The 3,194-nt window shown below is 67.8% G+C and carries 1 protein-coding gene and 1 pseudogene; both read left to right on the forward strand.

Annotation, left to right across the window (positions count from 1 at the left end; genetic code table 11):
• Positions 1–296, forward strand: a pseudogene (locus GTP90_RS35165) (hypothetical protein); the annotation flags it as partial.
• The gene (locus tag GTP90_RS35170) at positions 297–3,146 is read left to right on the forward strand and encodes a coiled-coil domain-containing protein (protein ID WP_254452192.1); all 2,850 of its coding nucleotides are present in this window, start codon (positions 297–299) and stop codon (positions 3,144–3,146) included.
• Positions 3,147–3,194 lie beyond the last annotated feature (48 nt).

Genomic DNA, 3,194 nt, shown 5'->3' on the forward strand with positions numbered 1-3,194 from the left:
GCCGCCTGGTGGCGCCGGCCAGCGCCGCCGCCGCGCCGGCGTCGCTGCCGGCACTGAGCGAGGCGCCGGCGATCCCGGTCGTGCCCAACCTGCTGCCGGTGCTGGAGGACATCCGCATCGAAGGCGCCGAAGTGCTGCCGGAACTGAACCAGGCGTTGGCGCAGGTCGACGCCACCATCGCGACCGTGGGCTCGGCCTCGCTGTCGCTGGAGCCAGCGCCGTCCAAGGTGGCGGCAATCAAGACCGCGCTCACTGACGCCACCTCGCGCACCACCTCCACGCTGGGCACGCTGTAGATGAAGGTCATCGACCACTCCGTCGAAGTGCTGCCGCAGTGCCCGGTCAACATCGGCAAGGCGGTGCAGAAGGCGGCCGACACCATTGTCGAGCAGGGCAAGACTTTCGCCACGGAAGTCACCGCCACCGCCGCCTCGCTGAACCAGGACCTGCAGAAGGTGGCCGAGCAGATGAAGGCCATCCCGGACCTGCTCAATCCGCAGCCCATCATCGACTGCTGCACCGGCGTGCTGGAGCAGGCGGCCAGCGACCTGCGCCAATTGGCCAACGACGCCGCCGCGATTCCGCAGCGCCTGCTGGCACAGGCGGCCGGCGTGCAGACGGTGGTGGACTCGGCCAACCAGGCGGTCGAAGCGATGAGCACGCTGCTGCCCGAGCTGTCGGGACTGGTGCCGGACTTCGGCGCGCAGATGAGCTTTTTCAACAGCCTGCCGGGCCGCGGCCAGGCGCTGGCCGACCTGGCCAAGCGCACCGGCGCGATGGTCGAGCAGTACGGGCAAGACCTGCTGCCGCTGTCCAAACAGCTGAAGCAGCTGGGCGCGATGCAGAGCGGCGCCGGCAACGACGCGGTGCAAGCCGTGCTGGCGCGCGCCGAGGCCCTGCAAGCCGGCAGCCTGGCGCAAGTGCAAGCGCTGCGCGACACGCTGGACGGCAACGTCACCGATCTCGATGCGGCGATGCAGGACGCCACCGCGCAGGCCACGCAAATGATCGACGGCGTGTCCAGCCTGCTCAACGAGAAAGGCAATGCGCTGCTGGCGCCGTTGCAGGCGCAGATCGATCTGGTGGACCATCTCAACAGCGCCCTGGGCGACGAGGCGGCCAACTGCGATGCGCTGTTCGACCAGGCGTCGTCGCAGCTGAGCCACCTGAGCGACATCCTGGTCAAGCCATTGGCGGCGGCGCGCGCGCAGGTCGACAGCGTCATCGACCAACTGGCCGCGGCGGCCGCCACGATCGATGGCATGGTGAAGAAGGCGATGGAGCCGCTGGACGCGCTGGAGCAGCGCGTGGCTGCCATCAAGCAAGCCTTGCAGGAAGTGCTGGACGCGATCAGCGCCGAGGTGGCGAAGGTGCTGCAACTGATGGCCGAGCTGGACGCGGAAGCGGAAAACGCCAAGACCGTGCTGCGCCAGTTGCCGGAGAATTTCGCCCCGGTGCGCACCATGATCGCGGACGCCATCGCCATGCTGCAGCAGGTGAAGGACAACATTCCGGTGTTCGTCTCCGAAGCCAACAGCACGCTCGACGCGGCCTCCAGCGAGCTCGATCAGGCCGATGGCCTGTGCACCGGCGCGATAGAAATCTGCACCCGCTACATGATGAAGGCGCCGCCGCTGATGATGGCGCGCACGCTGTTCGTCGGCATCAAGGCCATGATACCCGGCGTGAAGACCGCGATCGCCAGCGCGCGCACGGCCGTGAAGGCGGCCGGCGACCAGGCCAGTGGCTTGATGGACCAGGCCATCACGCTGGTCGATTCCCTCAATCCCTTGCTGGACCAGGCCATCGCCAAGGTGCAGCAGGCGATCGATGCGCTGATCGGTTTGTTGGAGCAGATGCAGGCGGCGCTGAAGCAGGTCTCCGACGCCGCCGAAAAAATCCCGCCGCCGATGCAGGAGCAGCTGGACAAGGCCGGCGAGGCGGTGCAGCAAGTGCTGGACAAGGTGCGCGCCGCCGCCGAGCAGTGCGTGGGCAAGCTGCAATGCGAGCCGCTGGTAAAACGTTTGCAGCAGGAGCTGTCGGATTTGCTGGACCGCACCTTCAAGCCGCTGGAGGCGCAGATACAGGCCGCCGGCGCGCCGTTGCAGAACGTGCTGGCGCAGGGAAAGGCGGACGTCGGCAAGGCTGCTGCGATGGCGCAGGATGGGCTGGGCAAGCTGAGCGCCGCGTTGGCGTCGGTGAAGGAGCAGGCCACGCAGCCGCTGCAGAAGCTGACCGGCACGCTGGCCACCGCGCGCGGGAAGGTCGATTCGGCGAGCGGCTCGGCGCGGCAGCAGGTGCGGCAGGTGGCGGACAATGCCTTGTCGTATGTGGACCAGGCGTCGCAGGCGATCTCCGGCTTGAACGTGCGCGCGGTGGGCGACCAGCTCGCACCGTATGCGCAGTTCTACGATGACGTGGCGGGCACGTTCAGCCAGGTTCAATCGCAGGTGCATGGCGCGGCCGATGTGGCCGACGCGGTCAGCAACTGGAAGGGCGATGCGCGGCAGGCCGCCAATGATTTGCTGGACCGCGCGCGGCAGGCAGCGGACGAGGCGCGGCAAGGCGCGAGCGAAGTGCAGACCGCTGCCGACAACACCGCGTCCGGCGCGCAGAGCGCGGGCGAGTCGATGGCCGACAGTCCGGTGGCGGATCAGGTGCAGGCGTCGTTCGACAGCATGAAGCAGGATGCGCAGAACGTGGCGGCGGAGTCGGATGCGGCCTTGGCCGAGATGTCGGGTTCGCTGGATGATGCGCAGAAGGAATCGGAGACGGCGATGGAGCCGTATGCGCCGGATCCCGATGCCGTGCTGGCCGATGTGAAATCGGAGGCGGACAAGGCGGAGCAGGCGGCTAACGCGGCCAAGGAATCGGAGCAGGCGCTGGCGGCGCAGGTGGCTGCCAGCGAGCAGGATGTGGGCGGCGCGGCGGACGACGCGGCGTCGCGCACGACGGCGATGAAGGACGAGGCACAGGCGGCGATCAACAAGTCGGCGGCGCAGGTGCAGTCGGTGCAGGCGCAGGTCAACGCGGCGCGCAGCGAGGCCATCAAGGCGGAGGCGATCGTCGATGCGGAAGTGGTCATCCCCACGCGGTTGACCGTACGGCTGCCGAGCTTGAAAGTGGTGAAAGATTGGTTCATCTGAATTCCTCCTGTTTAAGTAGAGGCCAGTGTAGACGCGCAACCGGCGTTC

Origin of the sequence: Duganella vulcania, assembly GCF_009857655.1 — a bacterium.
GTDB classification, from domain to species: domain Bacteria; phylum Pseudomonadota; class Gammaproteobacteria; order Burkholderiales; family Burkholderiaceae_D; genus Rugamonas; species Rugamonas vulcania.